Annotated in this window: 15 protein-coding genes; 12 read left to right on the forward strand and 3 right to left on the reverse strand. The window is 47.0% G+C overall.

Going from position 1 to position 20,058, the window contains the following annotated elements:
• The first annotated feature begins 1 nt into the window (after position 1).
• On the forward strand, positions 2 to 931 hold the full coding sequence (locus NLX74_RS21805) for a response regulator (protein WP_061831911.1): 930 nt from the start codon (positions 2 to 4) through the stop codon (positions 929 to 931).
• A 79-nt stretch (positions 932 to 1,010) separates the two neighbouring features.
• Here NLX74_RS21805 and NLX74_RS21810 read toward each other — a convergent pair whose 3' ends face one another.
• Positions 1,011 to 1,514, reverse strand: a complete 504-nt coding sequence (locus NLX74_RS21810) for a MarR family transcriptional regulator (protein WP_254330120.1) — start codon at positions 1,512 to 1,514, stop codon at positions 1,011 to 1,013.
• Positions 1,515 to 1,833: 319 nt separating this feature from the next.
• Between NLX74_RS21810 and NLX74_RS21815 the strand changes: the two genes are divergently transcribed.
• Positions 1,834 to 2,331: a DinB family protein gene (locus NLX74_RS21815; protein ID WP_254330122.1), complete on the forward strand. Its 498-nt coding sequence runs from the start codon at positions 1,834 to 1,836 to the stop codon at positions 2,329 to 2,331.
• 203 nt (positions 2,332 to 2,534) lie between these two features.
• Complete coding sequence (locus NLX74_RS21820) at positions 2,535 to 3,734, forward strand: MFS transporter (protein WP_254330127.1); 1,200 nt, start codon at positions 2,535 to 2,537, stop codon at positions 3,732 to 3,734.
• Positions 3,735 to 3,755: 21 nt separating this feature from the next.
• Here NLX74_RS21820 and NLX74_RS21825 read toward each other — a convergent pair whose 3' ends face one another.
• Positions 3,756 to 4,577: an endonuclease/exonuclease/phosphatase family protein gene (locus NLX74_RS21825; RefSeq protein WP_254330129.1), complete on the reverse strand. Its 822-nt coding sequence runs from the start codon at positions 4,575 to 4,577 to the stop codon at positions 3,756 to 3,758.
• Positions 4,578 to 4,582: 5 nt separating this feature from the next.
• Entirely contained in the window at positions 4,583 to 6,247 is a 1,665-nt protein-coding gene (locus tag NLX74_RS21830) for a PTS transporter subunit IIBC (RefSeq protein WP_250259879.1), read from the reverse strand.
• Between the two features lie 242 nt (positions 6,248 to 6,489).
• Here NLX74_RS21830 and NLX74_RS21835 point away from each other — a divergent pair, with 242 nt between their 5' ends.
• The 9 genes from NLX74_RS21835 to NLX74_RS21875 all read left to right on the forward strand — a co-directional run bounded on the left by NLX74_RS21835 (position 6,490) and on the right by NLX74_RS21875 (position 19,931).
• Positions 6,490 to 7,497, forward strand: a complete 1,008-nt coding sequence (locus NLX74_RS21835) for a LacI family DNA-binding transcriptional regulator (RefSeq protein ID WP_254330130.1) — start codon at positions 6,490 to 6,492, stop codon at positions 7,495 to 7,497.
• Between the two features lie 154 nt (positions 7,498 to 7,651).
• A complete protein-coding gene (locus NLX74_RS21840; protein ID WP_254330132.1) occupies positions 7,652 to 9,934 on the forward strand; it encodes a glycoside hydrolase family 65 protein in 2,283 nt (760 codons plus the stop codon).
• A 25-nt stretch (positions 9,935 to 9,959) separates the two neighbouring features.
• Complete coding sequence (gene pgmB / locus NLX74_RS21845) at positions 9,960 to 10,625, forward strand: beta-phosphoglucomutase (protein ID WP_025722091.1); 666 nt, start codon at positions 9,960 to 9,962, stop codon at positions 10,623 to 10,625.
• A 249-nt stretch (positions 10,626 to 10,874) separates the two neighbouring features.
• The gene (locus NLX74_RS21850) at positions 10,875 to 12,353 is read left to right on the forward strand and encodes a spore germination protein (RefSeq protein WP_254330134.1); all 1,479 of its coding nucleotides are present in this window, start codon (positions 10,875 to 10,877) and stop codon (positions 12,351 to 12,353) included.
• 4 nt (positions 12,354 to 12,357) lie between these two features.
• Positions 12,358 to 13,512, forward strand: a complete 1,155-nt coding sequence (locus NLX74_RS21855; RefSeq protein WP_254330140.1) for a Ger(x)C family spore germination protein — start codon at positions 12,358 to 12,360, stop codon at positions 13,510 to 13,512.
• The gene (locus tag NLX74_RS21860) at positions 13,512 to 14,630 is read left to right on the forward strand and encodes a GerAB/ArcD/ProY family transporter (RefSeq protein ID WP_254330141.1); all 1,119 of its coding nucleotides are present in this window, start codon (positions 13,512 to 13,514) and stop codon (positions 14,628 to 14,630) included. The genes NLX74_RS21855 and NLX74_RS21860 overlap by 1 nt, the downstream gene beginning before the upstream one ends.
• A 196-nt stretch (positions 14,631 to 14,826) precedes the next feature.
• Positions 14,827 to 16,482 (forward strand): SWIM zinc finger family protein, encoded by a 1,656-nt coding sequence (locus NLX74_RS21865; RefSeq protein ID WP_254330143.1) that lies wholly within the window; start codon positions 14,827 to 14,829, stop codon positions 16,480 to 16,482.
• Entirely contained in the window at positions 16,479 to 19,439 is a 2,961-nt protein-coding gene (locus NLX74_RS21870) for a DEAD/DEAH box helicase (protein WP_254330145.1), read from the forward strand. Before NLX74_RS21865 ends, NLX74_RS21870 begins: the two co-directional genes overlap by 4 nt.
• 147 nt (positions 19,440 to 19,586) lie before the next feature.
• Positions 19,587 to 19,931, forward strand: a complete 345-nt coding sequence (locus tag NLX74_RS21875; RefSeq protein WP_069290836.1) for a hypothetical protein — start codon at positions 19,587 to 19,589, stop codon at positions 19,929 to 19,931.
• Positions 19,932 to 20,058 lie beyond the last annotated feature (127 nt).

Here is a 20,058-nt window from a genome sequence, read left to right on the forward strand (position 1 = left end):
GATGCGTTTTTATATTGTGGATGACGATCAGGGAATTCGTTCTATGCTGGCAGACATTATTGAAGACGAGGGTCTAGGAGAAGTCATCGGGGAAGCAGAGGATGGTACCTACGTGAATAGCGGCCTCCTGGAGCTGAACCGGATTGATGTATTGCTGATTGACTTGCTGATGCCGCTTCGTGACGGCATTCAGACCGTGCGTGCACTCGGCGATCAATTCAGCGGCAAAATCATTATGATTTCTCGCATCGAATCCAAAAACATGATCGGGGAGGCTTACTCGCTCGGTATTGAATATTATGTGGCCAAGCCTTTGAATCGACTGGAGATTATTGCAGTTATTCATAAGGTGGCTGAGCGTCTGCGCATGCAGCAGTCGATTACGGATATTCAACGCACGCTTCAAGGGTTGTCGATGTTCACAACGAATAACCCAACGGCAACAATTGAACCGACCCGAAACATCGTAACTTCCGGGCAGTTTCTGCTCTCCGAAATGGGGATGATCGGCGAAGCCGGGAGTATGGATTTACTGGACATGCTGGAATTTCTGGACCAGTATGAGGAGGAAACAGGCAATCTATCTCCCTATCTGTTCCCACCGTTGAAGGATATATTTGCTAATGTAGCGTCCAAACGGTTAGGGGCTTCAGCTTCAGCAGTAGAGCTGAGTAAGGAAATCAAAGCATCGGAGCAACGTGTCCGCCGTGCTATTTTCCAGACGCTAAGCCATATAGTATCGCTCGGATTGACTGACTATACCCATCCTAAATTTGAAAATTATGCATCCAAATTTTTTGATTTTACAGAAATCCGCAAAAAAATGCTGGAGCTGCAAAACAATGTGGAGCCTTCACTGTCCCAAGCCCGCATTAATACGAAAAAATTCGTACAGGTGCTCTATATGGAAGCAAAACGGCTATTACATTAAAAGAAAAGCACCTGCATCTCCCCATGTATCTATTACTTGGAGATTAACAGGTGCCCATCGTTGATGATTCGATATCCCTTTAGTCCAGACTCTTGTCCTGCCACTCCATAGCTTCCAAGAGATCTACACCATCGGACAGCAGACGTTTCAAGACATTCAGTTCTTCCGAGCTATAACGATTTAAAAATTGAAATAACTGATGCTGTGCCTTAACATGCAGTCGTTCATGCATAAGAAAGAGTCTTTTCCCTGACGGGGTTAACCGAAAATAGATTTCTTTCTTGTTGTCGTTAAGCTGGGTTCTGCGAATCCAGCCTTCCTTGAGCAGCTTGGTGCTGACTTTCGAAACTGTACCCTTGCTCAGCTCAATTCGATCCGCTAATGTCGTAACATTAATCGGCTCATGCCTCCCAATACAGTCAATGACGTGCACATCCGTCAGATTGAGTGAAGCAATTCCATCAAAATGCTCGTGTATTTCTTCGAGAATAGTCATGCTCTCTCTCTGCTGATGCTGCTCCAGCTGGTGATTCATCTTAATGAGCAAATCATAAACATGCTGAACTGATGTCGCTTTCTCCATACGAAAAAATGGTCACTCCTTTGGCATACTCCTCCTTTCATTATAGCCCATTTTTGTTTCAAAGAAAACAATATATGCATTACGGAAAGCTCCCCTTTAACATTTCCGTATATATACAAAATATATCTATTATTGATACTTTGTTTCCTTTGAAACAATTTTATTTTAGTGAAATTGAGAATTATTATCAACTGTTTTTAAAAATTATTTCTGTTTCTCTTCTTACTACATGGATATTTTCATTTTGGAAAATATAATTGTATAATCGTAAAATGAGAATAAGCTAGAAATAAGTTCTCCATAGAAGGGATGATGATACATGTCGGATGCAAACCAATTATTCGGTCAAGCACTGGTTAAATCACTGTTCGGGGAACGTGGACATATTCGAGTAGCTCGGGCTTTACCAGACATCGATGTCGAGCTGGCAGGGAAGAAAAATGCAGAAATGCCTTACAGCATTTATCAACTGCTGAAGCATATGATTTACTGGCAGCAGTTCATGCTGGAGCATTTGGAAGGACGGAAGCCCCAGCTTCCGGGCAATGTCATGGAAAGCTGGCCCGAAGAGACCGGACCGCAAAGCGAAGAGGCATGGCAGGCTGTCATTAACGAATTTTTACAGGGCGTAGATCAGGCTGTACAGATTGCCGAAACCGCGCAACTGGATGATTCACTAGCTCATTTCCCAGGTGAAACGAAAGCAGGACTACTGCGGAATATCGCTTCCCACAATTCATATCATTTGGGTGAAATCGTGCTGCTACGCCGGATTTATGGAGCTTGGCCACCACCAGGAGGCGGCTTTCCAGCCTAAAGGCAACACCACGCTCTAATCAAGCTTTCCCCCATCCGCTGCTCCATACCTCCATCATTGCAATGGGATTTAGGCACCGCGAGGAACTCGCTTGCGTACCCTATATGGGAACCCGCTAACTCGACCTGAAGCCGTTTACCCGTAATCAGTGCAATCCGAATAACGGTTCCCATGATGCAAGACCAAAGAGAGGTTTCGAGGTTATGGTGAGACACTTATATTTAAATCGTAATATTGCCTGTATGATTGTGATCAGCCTTATTGCTAACATGAGTGGAAGTATGATCCTTCCACTCTTTGCTATTTATGTAGAGCAATTCGGGATATCCGTACTCGCCATGAGCATTTTATTTTCTCTATTTTATGTAGGTAGGTTTCTTGGTGGAGGCTTGGCAGGACGAATTTATGAAAAGATTGGCGCAAAGCGCTTGGGGTTAAGCTTACTTATTGCTGAAATCGCTTGTATGCTCCTGTTTCCGATTGCAACAAGCTTCATCATTCTATCCATACTGAGACTCCTCCAAGGCTTGGTAGCTATAGGTCTAACCGTCTTTGTAAGAGTCACGATCAACCATATGAGCACCGCAGATAATCGAGGTATGCTCAATGGATATATCAGCAGCAGTGAAGGTGTCGGTATGATTTTAGGGCCCCTTATGAGTGGAGCTATTGTTTCTTATTTTTCTTTATCCATTCCGTTTTATTTCGTTGCTATTTTCTCATGTATATCCTTCGTTGCCGTCTCCAGAATGACTTTCCCCAGTCTCTCTTCCAAACCTCAGCAACAGCACGCACCCCTTCATGAGTCGAAAAGAAAAACCATGCTAACGAAACAGCTACTGCTCTATTCCACCGTTCATTTCCTTGAAATGAGTGCATTCGCTATATTTTTAACGTACTTCTCTGTATATGCAACCTACAAACTCCATTGGAGCCCCGCAGAAATTAGCTTAGCTTTTACCATTATCGGCATATCGACCTTCATATCAGCCCCCTTTATTGGCAAACTATCTGATCTACTTAAGGATCGCTTGATGCTTTGTATCATCGGTCTATTGTTGATCATGGGGGAAATCATCTTATTTCTTTGGTTCACAGAACCGTGGATCGTATACTTAGGGATGTTCATCGGAGGTATAGGAGGAGCCAGCTATCTGGATTCCTTTTACTCGCAACTAGGGGATGTTATTCCTGAGGAGAATAGAAGCTCATTTATCGGCAACGTCGTATCTTTGTCCGAATTGGGGGCCATTGTGTCTCCGATCATCGCAGGTGCACTCATGGAACAGTTTAGCGTCAGCACTCCCTTTTACTACAATTTGATTTTGGTGTTGATCGCTATAGTTATCCAATATGTTATTCGTTTTAAGTCGAAATCTATAAGAAAAAGGCCAATTGCATAAGCAACTGGCCTCCTTTCTTTCTCACAGCTCCAACTCAACTGCAACCCCAAAATGATCCGATACAACTGGTCCAGTTTTCCCGTTCAGTACAACGGTTGAGGATTGAACCTGTGCAGCCTTATTGGAGAAGATAAAGTCAATACGGAGCGGCTCCGCATTACTTTCCCAACCAGCAATAGCTTTAATCACTGTGTGGCCTTCATCACGTACTGCTGCATTCGGATAGGTGTCCGACCAGCCCGATTGCAGTACATAGTCATATCCTTCTCCACGCACTTCAGCCGCGTTGTTGAAATCACCCATCATAAACACAGGAGTCGGAGCAAAAGAATTTAGCACTTTTGTTGTACGATCCCATAGTCCACGGAAGGATTCTTCATCATTCCACCAGTTATAATGTCCACTTACAAACCAGGCCTGCACCCCGTCCACCACAGTTTGAACGCCGACAATTTTACGTGAACGGTAGTTGTCATAATCCTGTAGCGAGGAAACATATTCGTTCACCGTAGCTGTAATCGGTGTTTTGGACAGAATAGCCAAACCCTCGTCGTATTTGGCAAAACCAACATGTGCGGGAGCCCACGTCCACTGATAAGCATCGGACAATAGCCCGTTCAGCACATAAGCATAGTTATCACGCTTAATGACAACTTCAGGATCTGCGCTATAATAAGCGTCCAAATCGTCCGGCGACAAAGGAGTCTCTTCCATGGACTGGTTCACTTCCTGCAAAGCAATGACATCAAACTGCTGTTCATCAATAAAAGCAGCCAGCTGCTTTAGCTTATCATGCTGGTTTTCTTCCATCCAAGCATGTGCATTTAAGGTTAACAACTTCAAAGTAATCACCTGTTGAGTATGTCTTGTATATCTGATTTAAGCACATCGGCCTTCGGTCCGTAAACCGCCTGCACCCCATTGTCTACTTTTATCAAGCCCAAGGCACCCAACGCTTTCCACGTCTTTTCATCTCCAACGGCATCCGTATCCTTCACCGTCACACGCAGACGGGTCATGCAAGCGTCCACCTCGACAATGTTCTGCTCACCCCCAAGCGTCTTGATGATATCCGTAGCCAGTTGATTTTGAGTGGAAACAGCTGCCACACCCTCTGTCTTTGTACTCCCCGCCACGGAAGTCCCTTGAGGCTCCTCATCCGTATAGTTCCCCAGTCTTCCCGGCGTAGCCATTTTGAATTTACCGATCATAAAATACGCGATAAAGTAGGTTGCTACAGCAAACACCACACAAGTCAGCACGAAGTTAATAATATCCTGCACCAAACCCGCATTTATAGACAACGGCATTCGGGTCAGCAGTTCAATCATACCAAACGAATGTAAACGCAAATGTATGATGTCGGCCATTCCGAACGCAATACCGGTAAGAATAGCATAAACCACATACAGCACAGGCGCCACGAACATAAACATGAATTCCAGTGGCTCCGTTACCCCTGTTAAAAAGACAGCTGCGGCTGCCGAAAAGATCATCGACTTGTACTTGCTGCGTTTATCTTTGTCTACACGGCGATACATAGCCACCGCTAGTCCCATAAGGATTCCTGCTCCACCGATCATTTGTCCTACCTTGAAGCGGGCAGGCGTCACGCCTTCCAACAAGCTATTGTAGGCTGTCGGATCAGTACCACGAAGCGCACTTAGGTCACTTGCCCAAGCCAGCCACAGCGGGTCTTGCCCGGCAACGACGCTTCCTGCCCCGGAACCCGTAAGTGTCGTGTAAACGCCACCAAGTTGAGTATAGTTAATAGGAACGGTCAGCATATGGTGAAGTCCAAAAGGAATTAATAGTCTTTCCAGTGTACCATAGACAAATGGCGCTACAAAAGGAGCCGACTCCCCTGAGGTCGCTAACCAAATACCGAACTGATTAATTCCCCCCTGAACAAATGGCCAGATGGCAGACATGATCAAACTTACGATGACAGACCATAAAATCACGACAAAAGGAACAAAACGTTTGCCGTTAAAAAAGGCTAAAGCGTCTGGCAGCTTGCGGTAATTGTAGTACTTGTTAAATACCACGGCTCCGACAAAGCCGGAGATGATACCGACAAACACACCCATATTAAGTGCAGGTGCCCCTAAGACAGAGGTAAAATAGCCACTAACCGGAATGGATGCACCAAAAAGAGTGTGGGTGGTGGCACCCTCCTGGGTTAGCATTTTCGAGGACACACCCAAAATCGTTCCTGTTGAAATATTAATGAGAATAAAGGCAATTAAGGCCGCAAAAGCTCCGCCCGCCCGTTCCTTAGCCCAGGAACCACCAATCGCCACGGCAAACAGTATGTGTAAATTATTGATAATACCCCAACCCAAATTCTCCATAACCCCGCCGACGGTCAACCAGAAATGGATATCACCAGCCAACATCGCCACTACTTTACCAAGCGAAATCATAATCCCGGCTGCCGGCATAACAGCAACAACCACTAGCAGTGCTTTCCCGAGCTTTTGCCAAAAATCAAATGATAGAAGTTTTTTCATGCTCCTTCAATCCCCATCCCTTATAGTATGTACAGCGTTGTTTGTACCCTATAAACATTATGCAATCGGTTGCACAATTATTATAATGATATCGCTTTCTATTGGCAATACCCTAATTGTAAATATCTTGGCTAATGATCATAGAAATACTCGAAAAAGCCGCTAATTTGTTGATTTTCGAGCAATATCGTATGATAGAACATAATATTTCCTGCTTGAGATAGCAAAAGGAGACGAAGACGATGGCAGTAACCATCAAAGATGTCGCAAAACGTGCTAATGTTGCTACTTCCACCGTATCCCGTGTCATTCAAGACAGCCCCAAAATCAGCGAAGCGACCAAGGCACGTGTCCGTAAAGAAATGAAGGCGCTTGGCTATGAACCCAACTATTCAGCTCAGAGTCTGGCTAACCGTGTCACACAGTCAATTGGCATCATTATGCCTGAATCGGATGTGGCAATCTTTCAAAACCCGTTCTTTCCGGAAAGCCTTCGTGGGATCAGCGAATGGGTAAATGAGCACAACTATACACTGTCCATTGTCACAGGAAAAACGAGCGATGAATTGCTATCCCGCGTGAAGCTGATGACCCGGACCGGGCGTGTTGACGGCTATATTGTTCTGTACTCCAAGCAAAAAGATAGCATTGTGGAGTACCTTCATAAAGAAAAAATACCTTACACCGTAATCGGTAAGCCTCAGCAATTTGTCAGTGAAACTACCCATGTAGATAACGATAACTACCAGGCTGCCAAGGATGTGGTCACTTATTTGACTGGGCTGAATCATCAGCACATTGCTTATGTTGGCGGTGATCATGAACACATCGTGAATATTGAAAGACTCCGAGGCTACCAGGATGCGTTGCGAGAGGCAGGCTTGCCTTTACCCAAGGAATTCGTGGTCAGGGAGCCATTTAATCTGGAGGACATGCGGACATTATTGCAGGCCACCCCGCCGCCTACCGCGATGATCGTTAGCGACGACCTTGTAGCCATGGCAGTACAGAAAATGCTTTCTCAGCTAGGCGTGTCCATGCCAGAGCAGTTATCCATGGTGAGCTTCAATAATCTAATGCTAGCTGAGCTGATGAATCCCCCTCTGACTTCCGTGGATATTGATATCTTTACTCTAGGTTATCAGGCAGCCAAAAGCCTGATTGAAAAAATCGAGGACCCCAAGGAATTGACCAAGCACATCATTGTTCCCCACCGAATCGTGGAGCGCAAATCCAGCCAATTACTATGATTCTTAGCGGAATGAACAAGAACTGATTTTGTGGAAACCCATAAAATCAGTTTTTTTGCGTTGACAGGGCAAACGGTTGCACTATATACTGAACTCGCTCATATACTGGTTTCGTTAAAACAACGATCTCATTTTCCGAGAGGGGTACGCAATCATGGTTTACAACCGATTATTTGACGTAGATAGCTGGAAGCTGACAACACACACTCTACATAGCACACACATGCGATTACAGGAAAGCATAACGTCCATAGGCAACGGTTATATGGGCATGCGCGGCAATTTTGAAGAAGCTTATTCAGGTGATCATCATCAGGGAACGTATATCTCCGGTGTATGGTTCCCCGACAAAACAAAGGTCGGCTGGTGGAAAAACGGCTATCCTGAATATTTTGGTAAGGTCATCAATGCCATGAACTTCATCGGCATCCGTCTGATCGTAAACCAAGAGGAAGTAGACTTATTTACGGCACACATCAGCGATTTTGTGCAGGAGTTGGACATGAAACAGGGTATCCTGCGACGCACCTGCACCGTGAACAATCAGGTTCGTATCACTACGGAGCGTTTTCTGAGCATCACCACTCGTGAGCTATGCCTGATTGATTACCAAGCAACGAATATAAGCAAGCAGCCTCTAACTATAGAGCTTGTCCCTTATTTGGACGGCAATACGAAGAATGAAGATACGAACTATGATGAGGTTTTTTGGTTGGAGGAGGCCCGAGAGGTTCAAGAACAATTCATCAGCCTGTCCACAACAACTATAGATAATCCCTTCGGTATTCCGCGTTTTACCGTAAACGCTACCATGGGTATTGTGACCGAGGGACAGGATCTGCAGACGACGGAAGAGAGCTTTTTGTATGCTGCACGCCACTATCAATACAGCGTCGCTCCGGGCGACAGTATCCAGCTGCAAAAAATTGTGGCGGTTACCACCTCACGGGATATGGAAAAGGATGCACTGATTCCACAAGCTGAACGCATCGCTGTGGAGGCTGTGAACAAAGGCTATACTTCGCTCAAGCAGGAGCATGTCGCAGCTTGGGCTCGACGTTGGGACAAAGCCGATGTAGAAATCGAGGGAGATACAGAGGCCCAGCAGGGAATACGCTTTAACATTTTTCAACTGTTCTCTACGTACTACGGCGAAGATGCCCGTCTGAACATTGGTCCCAAGGGCTTTACAGGTGAAAAATATGGCGGTGCCACCTATTGGGACACAGAAGCATATGCCGTACCTATGTACCTGGCGCTCGCAGACCCGGATGTAACCCGAAATCTGCTGCTGTACCGTCACCAACAACTAGAGGGTGCCAAGCATAACGCAGCCCAGCAAGGGCTACGGGGTGCACTATACCCTATGGTCACTTTTACAGGTGTGGAGTGCCATAACGAATGGGAGATTACCTTTGAGGAAATCCACCGTAACGGGGCCATTGCGTATGCCATTTACAATTACACCAACTATACGGGGGACTCCTCCTACCTTCATCAATACGGCATAGATGTACTGGTCGAAATTAGCCGCTTCTGGGCCGACCGGGTTCACTTTTCCAAAAGCCAGCAGCAGTATATGATCCACGGGGTTACCGGGCCGAACGAATACGAAAATAACGTCAATAACAACTGGTATACCAATACGCTGGCTGCATGGGTTTTGAAATATACCTTATCGGTCTTACCTCAAATTTCAGCAGAAAAATCGATGCATCTAGCGGTTACGGCTGATGAGCTTGCCCATTGGCAGGATATCATCACTCACATGTATTATCCCTATGATGAGGAGCGGGAAGTCTTCGTACAGCACGATACCTTTATGGATAAGGATTTGCAGCCTGTATCCTCCCTTGATCCCAGCAACCTTCCATTAAATCAGAAATGGTCATGGGATAAAATCCTTCGTTCCTGCTTCATTAAGCAGGCAGATGTGCTGCAAGGGCTGTATTTCTTTGGAGACCAGTTCACGCTGGAAGAAAAAGCGCGCAATTTTGCATTTTACGAGCCAATGACTGTTCATGAATCCAGTCTGTCCCCGTCCATTCATGCCGTGCTGGCTGCCGAACTCAAAATGGAGGAAAAGGCAGTCGAGATGTATAAGCGGACGGCCCGTCTGGATCTGGATAACTACAATAACGATACCGAAGACGGACTTCATATCACTTCCATGACAGGAAGCTGGCTGGCGATTGTACAGGGATTTGCCGGGATGAGAACGTATCGTGAAACATTAAGCTTCTCCCCCTTCCTGCCTCAAGGCTGGAACAAATATACGTTTAAAATCAACTATCGCGGTCGCTTGTTAAGTATTCTCGTACAGGAAAATGAAGTGATCATTACCCTGTTGGACGGAGAACCGCTGACGCTGGAGCTGTATGGAGAGCCAACGCACATTACCAGTGGACAGTCGTTAATGACGAACAGCGTTTCATAAATCGGGCAGACAGGGGGGAAACCAAATGAAAGCAGTCATTTTTGATCTGGACGGAGTCATTACAGATACCGCCGAATATCATTTTCAGGCATGGGGCAGCTTGGCGGCAGCGCTTAGCATCCCTTTTGATCGGGAATTTAATGAACAGTTAAAAGGAATCAGCCGTACGGAATCGCTCGACAAAATACTGGCGCGCGGTAACCTGTCCGATACGTTTTCAGAAGAAGGCAAGCAAGAACTGGCCACACGGAAAAATACGGAGTATCAGCGGCTCATCTCAGCTGTAACTCCCTCGGACATTCTTCCAGGCATTAAAGCGCTTCTGACAGAGCTTCGTGAAGCCCGAATCGGCATCGCGCTGGCCTCTGCAAGCAAAAATGCAGCATTTATCCTGGAGCGACTGGAGCTAGCGTACTATTTTGACAGTGTGGTGGATGTTACCGCCATTCGGCATGGCAAACCTGACCCGGAAATTTTCCTCACCGGAGCCGCAAATCTGGGCGTTCAGCCTGCCGACTGTATCGGTATAGAGGACGCACAGGCTGGCATACAGGCGATCAAAGGCGCCGGGATGTTCGCGGTCGGTGTAGGAACACCTTCGCAAATGCAAGGTGCGGATATCGTGGTAGCCACTACCGCCGAGCTTTCTCTGAGCATGTTGGAGGCACATTTCTACGAGTTCAAAAAGTGACCTCCACTCGGAGTAGTTTATATGGCGTTATCTCGGGGATAGAGTATCCTCGCCTCATATGTATGACCAACGACGGACACCACTGGTGTTCGTTTTTGTTTATATATACTCCAAAAAACTCCCTCTTCTCTCGCGTCTTCAGCTCCTCGATCGTCGAACACGCTAAATTACCATTTCATGAATATATATTACCATTTTACACATATTACATGTATATCGTTGATTTAAGCTTTTGAAGGAGGACGAGTCATGGCGAGATCACTCGAGGAGAAATTGGACCATCTAAAAAAGACCCTGGGTCATCTTCCTGATGTCGTCTTCAAAAAAATGGACGTGGGACAAACGGGAATTCATGTAGTGATGGTTTATCTCTCCGGTATTGCGAATACGGGCATAATTAACGAACAAATCGTTAAGCCACTCATTTTGACTGGAATCCGTGAAAACCACTCCCAAGTTAATCTAGAGAAAATAAAGGAGGAACTGATACAGCAGACGGCATTTACGATCGGTACGAAAGAAGGGGCAGACCTTGAGACATGTGTAATTGAAGTGTTATCGGGAAATACTTGTCTGCTGATCGAAGGGACCGATGAAGTTTTTTTTGCTTCTACGGGCCAGTTTCCTTCGCGAAGTGTCGATGAACCGAGCACCGAAACTTTGGTGAGAGGGCCGAGAGAAGGTTTTATTGAAGATTTGGAAAGCAACTTGGCAATGGTAAGGCGGCATATCAAAGATCTAAGTTTCAAAATAGATAAAATGACCATAGGAAGGAGATCTTCACGGAAATTAGCGATCTTGTACATATCAGATATCGCAAATCCAGAGCTAGTTCAGGAAGTTAAACAAAGAGTCGAAACGATTGATGTGGACGATGCTTCCGATACCGGGATTATTGAGCAATGGATTGAGGAACATTCATGGTCTCCGTTCCCACAGATTCAAGCCTCTGAACGCTCGGATAAAGCTATAAATGCTTTAATGTCCGGAAGAGTTGTCATTATGCTTGATGGCACTCCTTTTGTCCTGATTGCTCCCATGACCTTCTGGATGCTGGCTCAATCCCCAGAGGATTATTACGAGCGTTTCCCTTTAGGAACATTTTTTCGTATGCTTCGTTTAATGGCTCTATTCATTGCAACATTCCTGCCTTCGCTGTACGTTGCACTTATTTCTTTCCATCCTGGATTAATCCCGCCTGAGCTGGTGATCTCTATCGTTGCCTCAAGGGAGGGAATTCCTTTTCCCGTTTTTGTGGAAGCTCTAATCATGGAGTTATCATTGGAAATATTACGCGAGGCAAGTCTGCGACTACCTAAAGGCATAGGACAAGTCATCGGTATTGTAGGCGGTCTTGTGATTGGACAAGCAGCGGTCGAGGCGGCGGTCGTAAGTGCTTTTCTGATTATTGTCGTTGGTCTTACGGCCATTGCGTCCTTTGCAAGCCCGCAGTACAGCGGGAGTATTGGAATACGGCTTCTTCGTTTCCCCATTATGATGATTGCAGGGATTTATGGGCTGTATGGCGTGATTTTAGCCTTTATTTGCTTAGGCGTACACATGGTCCAGATCAAAAGCTTTGGAGTTCCTTACATGTCACCCCTAGCCCCAATTCGGCTAAGAGATCAACAAGATACTTTGGTCCGGGTTCCTTTTAAATACCTCAGAAAACGTCCTATGATGCTAAAAACACTGGACGAAACACAATCTAACAGGAAAAGGAAGTAAGCCCATGATCTCTTACATCTTTCTGTTTCGTCGAACCCTACGGGTGCAAAAATGCGTCGTCGTATGGATCGCATGTGCTCTCCTCACTGGTTGTTGGGACAGCAGAGAGATCGATAACTTGAGTATCATTCAAGGCGTCGCCATTGATACAGATGAGCAGGAAATGCTGGAGCTTACCTACCAGCATTTAATAGCGCAGAAATCCAGAAAAAATATGTATAGTAACGTAACAACCTTTAACAAAAATTCCATTCAATCTGCTTCAAGGGAACAGGCCAAGCTGGTATCCCGTGCTCCTTTATATAGTTTTATTCGCTTGATTTTGATTAGTGACCAAGCTATACAAAAAACAAGAATCGACCAATTGTTAGATACGTTTACTCGCTCTTATAAACCGAGTCGAAAATCACTTGTTATGATCGTTAAAGGCAGTGCGAAAGAAGCGCTCAATAAGATCGGCAAACATAAAGAGATACCTTCCATTGACCTTGAAGCATTGGCTAAAAATAGCGATTTCAACTCCAAAATACCCTATAGAATAACATTGGGGGAAATTTCTACACATATTTCACAAGGATCTGACTTCGTCATTCAATGCCTAGAAACCAATGAAGGCAACCACTTCTCAGGCGCAGCTTTGGTCAGCGGCAGAACGAAGAAATTTGCTTATTGGCTAGACGAAGAGGATGTTATCGGGATCAACTGGATGCTGGGAAAAACGAAGGGTTCAATTATTAGAACTGAAGGCCCAAAATCGGAACAATCCATGGTGTTTGAAGTCGAAGATGTCCATACAAAACTTATCCCCCACCTCAACGGGCAGGATCTCTCATTCACAGTTCGTATTAAAGCAGATATCAAACTAAACGAAAGCTCGGATAATTCTGTAGACTTCCTGAAGGAATCATTCATCCAAACCGCTAAAGAAGCGGCGCAAGATGAAATCAGACAAACAGTATCCCTATCGTTAAACACGCTCCAGAAAGAAATGAGAGCAGATGTAGTCGGTTTTGGCACAAAAGTAAAAGTGAACTATCCCGATTACTGGGATCGGGTAAAGGAAAATTGGCAAGATACATTCAGTCAAATACCGATCGACGTTCAGGCTAAAGTACAGATCGAACGGACAGGTGCTTATACAAAAGGAGAGGGCGCGTAATGTCCAATATACCTTCCATGAAACAGGAAAAAATATCTACTCTGCAAGCCTTATTTACCGTCACTTCGACCGTGTATGCTGTGGGTATTGTCAGTTTACCAAGAACCATTGCGGAGCAGACGCAAACGCCCGACGTGTGGCAGGGACTTTTGCTGGCAAGTCTGCTTGGGATAGGCGTCATTTTTATCCATGTTAAATTGTGTCGACGATTTCCAGGGAAGACGTTCTATGAGTTTAATCCTGTGATCGCAGGTAAATTCATCGGCCAAATCATCAATATCGCATTTATTGTATATTGCATGATGATCTGCTCGCTTGTATGCAGAATGATGGCGGAATTCCTCAAGGGCCTTGCATTGGAGAGAACGCCAATAAGCATGATTATTTTTCCGTTTCTTCTGCTTATTGGGTATTTGACCTGGGGTGGTCTCCATGCAATGGTTCGATTGATCGAGCTTTTTTTTCCTTTAACCCTTATTGTTTTTTTATTGTTGATCGTTTTCAATATCAATCATTTTGACATCGATAATTTGCGCCCTGTTTTTCATAAAGGATGGGGCCCGATCTTCCAATCTCTTAAAGTTGTACCTTTTTCGGCAATGGGTTTTGAATCGGTGCTCATATTAACAAATGTTATGGCCAATCCACAAAAGGCGTGGAAGGCTGGCTGGATCGGCTACTCGATTGCAATGGGTTTGTATCTCTTGATGGTAACGATGGTCGTTGGCTGTATGTCAGTTGAAGAAGTTTCCCGATTGCAATGGCCGGTCGTTTCTTTTGCACAGCAAATTGAATTCCCCGGCGCATTCCTGGAACGATTTGAAATATTATTTATCATTTTGTGGACGATCAAAATTTTCATGACCGCCTCGAATTATTATTTCTATATTGTAACGGGAATCAGCCAACTCACCCAAAAGTGGAACAAGTATATCTGTTATCTCCCGTTAATTTTATTATTTACCCTGAGCATGTATCCCCAAAGTTTTATTGAAATAGGCAATTTCGATAAAATAACAGGTTACTTTGGCATTATTATATGCGCGGCAGTCCCCTTGGTACTTCTTGTCATCTCCTTGGTCTTCCGCCGAGTGGAGAATCCGGATGGGAAACAGTAGAGGATAGCCCCCCATTCCTGCCCGATGACTCAAGTCTCCTTACGCTATAGAGTAAGGGGGCTTTTTGCCTTTATCCGGCGGATATTCTTCGAAATTTTCCAATTCTCCCTCCACTCAATTTATATTCGTGAACTGATATAATGGAAGAGTTAAGCTACTACCCGATCAACTATTCTCTCTTAGGAGACTAATGCATATGAAACCAACCTATCTTATGAATGATATACAGTGGCAACAGCTTATTCAAAACGTGTCTGACCATTTTAATGACGTGACGATCAAACGAGGCTTTCAATATTTTAAGCAGGGAAAGGTAAAAGAATTCACAATGCCTGATGCCGACCATATCGCAGCTGTCGTGGATGGAAGCGAGCTATACGAGGTGGATCTTCACTTGAGTGCTTTTGCTGCCAGCAGATGTACATGCCCTGTCCACACCAACTGCAAGCATATGATCGCCGTACTACTGAATTACGCGAATGAACAGGAACGTTCTGTACATGCTTTAGTGAACGCTCATTCGGCGGGATTCACCCGATTGGCAGCAAAAGCTGATACGCGTACCACACCTCCTTCTCCGTCGAATCTTTCACCGGATCACAAGGAAGCAACAAGAAACGCTCTCAGTAAAACAGCAAGCAAGATACCAGATATGGCCATTTCAGAGTGGCATGATCTGTTCGATCAGTGTATCGCCCTTAACCGTGTGAACACACAAAATTCCCAATATGTCCAAAGCGCTTTAGCCTCGATCTATGCTGTGAAGCCACCGCTTTCACTCGGCATGCAACAGCTATACGGACTGCATGCTCATCTGCGTGTGCTGGAAAAGCTGGTGCCTCAGTCTCCCATGCCGGGCTATCCCTCTCATACCTATATGGGGTATTACACGCAAATCGCCGCCGATGAGCTTAAAGAAGCTATCGAGCGTGATTTTGAAAGCCCGCTGGAGCTGACCGATGAACCGATGCAAGAAGCCCGTATCGCAGAAACCTTAGCCTATTTGCGCCGAAAAATGCTGACAGAATCGCGTAACGGTACTTATTTTTCAGACACGTATTATCAGTTTTGGCTGTACTGGGTGCACCCCGAAAGACAGGACTCCAGCATATATACGGAGGAATTACAACATTTACAGGCGGCTGAGGAGGATCTCGGCACAACTTTAGCACGGCTTCCGTGGATGTTGGCTCGTAGCTGGATGCATATTTACCAATCGCAGGATAATGAAGCCTGGGTACTTCTTCAGGAAGCGGAACGAGCTTTTCCACTAAAAATCTCTTCCAACCAATTGCTTTTGTTCTTACAGGCGTTGCGTAAAGCCGAGGATTGGGCACGTCTCAAGGACGGACTGCAGCATATCGGTCCCCTGCTTCACAGTCATCGGGATGACCATTTACAGGATTATATGCATGATTGGGATGTGGTTTTGCAGCACCTTCCAGAAGCGGAGCAGGACATGTGGGACACGCTGGTGGGTATGCTTCCATTTGCCGGAGGAATGTATGAAGAGGCGCTCCTTGCCCACGAAAAATGGCGGCCATGGATCGACTATCAGCTAAGCATACGCAGTGAACCATTGAGTTTTCGAGTGAGCGTGTTACAGCCCATTGAAAAGAACGCGCCTGAGTTACTACTCCCCTTTTACCATCAAGCGGTAGAACGTTATGTGCTAGAAAAAAACAGGGCCAGCTATAAAGCAGCAGTCAAGCTGTTAAAGCGACTGTTCAAGCTGTACAAGAAAATGAAGCAAGAATCACGCTGGGAGCTGTTCTTCACGACCTTCACCAGCCGTCATAGCCGTCTGCGGGCGCTACAGGAGGAATTGCGGAAAGGGAAATTGTTATCATGAGTCAATATACCGAAACGATTACCGTGCATATCCAATTAACTACCTATGGAGACGCGCTGATCTATGGCGATTCCTCCATGAACTATAGCATTTCCGGCCAAATTCTGAAGCAGCGTTTGTTTGCTTGGCATGAGGCTTCGTTTTATGGCACCGAGCTGGAGATTCAACATGTTCAAGACACGGATATTATCCTGCTGCCTTCGGAGCAGGTGATTCCTTTTCTGGCAGAGCGCGAGCTTCTAAAGCATATCGAATGGATCTGGGACGAGGCCCATGCCCCGTGGCTTCGGCTGATCCCTTTACTTGCTCACTGTATTGAAGCGAAAGCATATGTGCCCAGCTTCACGGCATTCCAGGCAGGGAAGCTGCAATGGATGTGGGATGCGGAAGCACTGGAAAACATCCAACCGGCAGAGCTTGCTTTGCTAGGCAGCTTGGAGAAGGACGAGCAGGATGGGCTGATAGCGGCGTTCTCGGCTGCCGTATTTCAGCGCTGGTACGGCACTGAAGCGGAAGCCGCCGATTTGCGAAGAGAATATCCAATTCTCTTCGCTCCCAATCGCCCGGCGGCGGGTCTAGACGCGCGGGCCTGGCTCATCGCCATCGGCTGGAAAGCCGATACCGCGCCATTTCGGCCGCTTCTGCAACTGCTGGAGCCAGAGCTGGAGGACGATGAACCGTCCTGGCAGCTCAAGCTTGTGTTGCAGGACAAGCAAGACCCGGCGTTGCTGGTGTCTGTACAGCTCGCCGATGATGGGTACGCATCCGGCTCATGGCCCGATGCCTGGACAGCACATGTCCGTGAGCGCTCAGCCGGGTGGCTAGAACGCTTGACCTCGATTTTGCCTGCCGGGCAGCGTGCCGGAAGCCGCGATGACGTGCTGAATCGCCCGCTCTCCGACGAAGCGGCGTGGCAATTTCTGACGACCGACAGCCAACGTCTGCTAGAAAGCGGTTGGCAAGTGCTGCTCCCGGCTTGGTGGGAGGCAGCTACCCGCAAGAAGCCGAAGCTGCGGGCCAAGGTACGCCCAGGCGAAGGGGCGGGAGAGCGCACGAAGGGCAGCTCGCTGTTCGGACTGGACTCGATTGTCCAGTTCGATTGGCGTGTTGCCATTGGCGATGCCGATCTGAGCGAGTCGGAATTCGCCGAGCTGGTCGCTCGCAACGAGCGCTTGGTGCGCTTCCGCGGGCAATGGATCGCGCTCGACCCCGCGCTGCTGGCGCAGATCCGCCGGGCCATGGCCGGGATCGACAGCGCTCAGGGATTGTCCTTTCAGGACATCCTGCAGCTACATCTGCTCGGCAACGCCGACGAGCCTGAAGGAGACGCCTCGGGCGAGCAGCCGGAAGAGGCGGCACGCTTTCGACTGGAAGTCGAGCTGAATGCCCATCTGCTGAAGCTGATCAGCCAGCTCGGACGGCAGTCGGAATGGCCTGCATTGGACGTGCCGGACGGGCTGCAAGCCGAGCTGCGGACGTATCAGCGGGACGGGTATGCATGGCTTGCCTTTTTACGGCGTTTTGGACTGGGTGCCTGTCTCGCCGATGACATGGGGCTCGGTAAAACAGTGCAGTTTATTACTTATTTACTGCACCTACAGGATATTGCCGCCGAGACGGGCGTCCGTTCCAGCTCGCTGCTGATTTGCCCGACTTCGGTGCTGGGCAACTGGCAGAAGGAACTCAGCCGCTTCGCCCCTTCGCTGAGGGTGATGCTGCACTATGGAAGCAAGCGGGAGCAGGGAGACTTGTTCCGCGAAGAAGTCGAGCAGGCCGATGTCATCCTGACCTCCTTCGCTACGGCAACCCTGGATCAAGAGCTGCTACAAAGCATGACTTGGGATTCAGTCTGCCTGGATGAAGCGCAAAACATTAAAAATGCGCAAACCAAGCAATCCACAGCCGTGCGCAGCTTTCCTGCACGTCATCGGATCGCGTTGACCGGGACACCTATTGAAAATCGGTTGTCCGAGCTATGGTCCATTTATGATTTTATCAACCCAGGTTATCTGGGCAGCTCACGCGCCTTTAGCAATCGCTTCATTAATGCTATTGAGAAGGAACATAACGAGCAGCGCACGTTAGATTTGCAAAAGCTGGTTCAGCCCTTCATGCTGCGACGCAAGAAGAAGGACCCAGCTATACAGCTTGATTTGCCTGACAAGAATGAGATGAAAACGTACATTCATCTGACCTCGGAGCAGGGCGCGCTCTATGACCAGATTGTCAAAGAGTTGATGGAACGGATGCAGAAGCTGGAAGGGATTGAACGGAAAGGGGCCATTTTATCCGCCCTTACCCAGTTGAAGCAGCTTTGTGACCATCCTGCCCTCTTAACGAAGGAGGCGCTCCCAGATACCGCGGATTCCGGTTATAGTCAGTCCGATCTTGAAGCGGTCATTAGCCGTTCATCCAAGCTGGAGCGCATTCTGGCTATGGTCAAGGAACTGCGGGAGGAGGGCGAGCGCTGCCTTATTTTTACACAGTATATTGGTATGGGACAGATGCTTCAGCGGGTACTCGCTCAGGAGCTGCAAGAGCCTGTGCTCTATCTGAACGGTAGCACATCCAAAACTGCGCGTGACCGAATGATTGATCAATTCCAATCTCACACGCTCCCCCCTGCCGAGCAGCCGTCCGTGTTTATTTTGTCGCTCAAAGCCGGGGGGGTGGGTCTGAATCTGACGGCCGCCAACCACGTCTTTCACTTTGATCGCTGGTGGAATCCAGCTGTTGAAAATCAGGCCACAGACCGAGCCTACCGGATGGGACAAACGAAGGATGTACAGGTGCACAAATTTATCTCGTTGGGCACGCTGGAGGAACGCATTGATGAAATGCTGGAAAGCAAGCAGCAGCTTAGCGACCAGATCATAACCAGTACCGAGGGCTGGATTACTGAGCTGTCTACAGACGCGTTAAAAGACCTCTTTACGCTACGGCGCGATTGGGCATGATGAGGTCCCGAATCGAACGATAATGTACATGGAGTGTCATTTTGAGTTCGGTATATACCTATTTATAAGAAGTCGTAGTTTATAACACAATCCAAAACTCCTTTGTGTGCATTTACTATCTCATCACAACAAAGGAGTTGATTTGAAGTGGCCATTCGTCCTCCGCAAACATTGAAATCTACGGGCAGAAAGGTTCCTGTTACGAGATATCGCAATGTGAGCCCTACACAAACTCTGCGCCGTTTTACAGTCATTTGGGCTAACAATGATGGTGTGCCTTTTAACACGTCTGGATTTTTCGCAACACTGCGCCGTTTAGATGGAACCTTTGTGCAAGCTGCAGGCTTCGACCGCTTTGGTACTGCCCGATTCAGCAGAGTCCGCACACCTACGAACCAGCCTTATATTCTGCGTACTTTTAGAGATGATGGAGTATTATTCCGCGTTAGATCCGTACCTGCTGGCGTATCCTCGTTTGTCGTTATTGGTTAAGTTCGTACCGAACGCAGCCTAGACGTAGTTAACAAAAAAAGCAGCCAGCAACTGAAGTGACCCCTTAAAGTTAGACAACTATTTTTATGCAACCAGTTGGGCATGAGCTCGGTATTGTACCGGGCTC

The organism is Paenibacillus sp. MZ03-122A (assembly GCF_024213325.1).
In the GTDB taxonomy this organism is placed as follows: domain Bacteria; phylum Bacillota; class Bacilli; order Paenibacillales; family Paenibacillaceae; genus Paenibacillus; species Paenibacillus polymyxa_B.

Excerpts from the sequence above, each read along its gene's own strand:
- NLX74_RS21805 (WP_061831911.1), top strand. The coding sequence starts at position 2 with ATGCGTTTTTATATTGTGGATGACGATCAGGGAATTCGTTCTATGCTG.
- NLX74_RS21810 (WP_254330120.1), bottom strand. The coding sequence starts at position 1,514 with ATGGAGAAAGCGACATCAGTTCAGCATGTTTATGATTTGCTCATTAAG.
- NLX74_RS21815 (WP_254330122.1), top strand. The coding sequence starts at position 1,834 with ATGTCGGATGCAAACCAATTATTCGGTCAAGCACTGGTTAAATCACTG.
- NLX74_RS21820 (WP_254330127.1), top strand. The coding sequence starts at position 2,535 with ATGGTGAGACACTTATATTTAAATCGTAATATTGCCTGTATGATTGTG.
- NLX74_RS21830 (WP_250259879.1), bottom strand. The coding sequence starts at position 6,247 with ATGAAAAAACTTCTATCATTTGATTTTTGGCAAAAGCTCGGGAAAGCA.
- NLX74_RS21835 (WP_254330130.1), top strand. The coding sequence starts at position 6,490 with ATGGCAGTAACCATCAAAGATGTCGCAAAACGTGCTAATGTTGCTACT.
- NLX74_RS21840 (WP_254330132.1), top strand. The coding sequence starts at position 7,652 with ATGGTTTACAACCGATTATTTGACGTAGATAGCTGGAAGCTGACAACA.
- pgmB (WP_025722091.1), top strand. The coding sequence starts at position 9,960 with ATGAAAGCAGTCATTTTTGATCTGGACGGAGTCATTACAGATACCGCC.
- NLX74_RS21850 (WP_254330134.1), top strand. The coding sequence starts at position 10,875 with ATGGCGAGATCACTCGAGGAGAAATTGGACCATCTAAAAAAGACCCTG.
- NLX74_RS21855 (WP_254330140.1), top strand. The coding sequence starts at position 12,358 with ATGATCTCTTACATCTTTCTGTTTCGTCGAACCCTACGGGTGCAAAAA.
- NLX74_RS21860 (WP_254330141.1), top strand. The coding sequence starts at position 13,512 with ATGTCCAATATACCTTCCATGAAACAGGAAAAAATATCTACTCTGCAA.
- NLX74_RS21865 (WP_254330143.1), top strand. The coding sequence starts at position 14,827 with ATGAAACCAACCTATCTTATGAATGATATACAGTGGCAACAGCTTATT.
- NLX74_RS21870 (WP_254330145.1), top strand. The coding sequence starts at position 16,479 with ATGAGTCAATATACCGAAACGATTACCGTGCATATCCAATTAACTACC.